Origin of the sequence: Microbulbifer elongatus (assembly GCF_020524885.1) — a bacterium.
Taxonomy (GTDB): domain Bacteria; phylum Pseudomonadota; class Gammaproteobacteria; order Pseudomonadales; family Cellvibrionaceae; genus Microbulbifer; species Microbulbifer elongatus_A.
This window is the reverse complement of the sequence record NZ_JAIVKJ010000024.1, coordinates 1-810: the sequence shown is the minus strand read 5'-3', so window position 1 is coordinate 810 and position 810 is coordinate 1. Positions and strand designations below refer to the sequence as shown.

At 52.8% G+C, this 810-nt stretch carries 1 rRNA gene; it reads right to left on the bottom strand.

Going from position 1 to position 810, the window contains the following annotated elements:
• Nucleotides 1-46: 46 nt before the first annotated feature.
• Nucleotides 47-810: ribosomal RNA gene (locus LC059_RS17880) — 23S ribosomal RNA — on the bottom strand; the annotation flags it as partial.

The window sequence follows — 810 nt, the reverse complement described above, 5'->3', positions numbered from 1 at the left end:
CTCTCGATTGGACACAATCCAAATCGTTAGTAGCCATCTCTGTTGTATGGTCAAGCCGCACGGGCAATTAGTACTGGTTAGCTCAACGCCTCACAACGCTTCCACACCCAGCCTATCAACGTGGTAGTCTTCCACGGCCCTTTAGGACTCTCAAGGAGTCAGGGAAATCTAATCTTGAAGGAGGCTTCCCGCTTAGATGCTTTCAGCGGTTATCCCGTCCGAACATAGCTACCGGGCAATGCCACTGGCGTGACAACCCGAACACCAGAGGTTCGTTCACTCCGGTCCTCTCGTACTAGGAGCAACTCTTCTCAAATTTCCAACGCCCACGGCAGATAGGGACCGAACTGTCTCACGACGTTCTAAACCCAGCTCGCGTACCACTTTAAATGGCGAACAGCCATACCCTTGGGACCGGCTTCAGCCCCAGGATGTGATGAGCCGACATCGAGGTGCCAAACACCGCCGTCGATGTGAACTCTTGGGCGGTATCAGCCTGTTATCCCCGGAGTACCTTTTATCCGTTGAGCGATGGCCCTTCCATACAGAACCACCGGATCACTATGACCTACTTTCGTACCTGCTCGTCATGTCTGACTCGCAGTCAAGCGCACTTATACCATTATGCTCATTGCATGATTTCCGACCATGCTGAGTGCACCTTCGTACTCCTCCGTTACTCTTTGGGAGGAGACCGCCCCAGTCAAACTACCCACCATACACTGTCCTCGATCCGGATTACGGACCAGAGTTAGAACCTCAAACATACCAGGGTGGTATTTCAAGGATGGCTCCACTGCAACTGGCGTC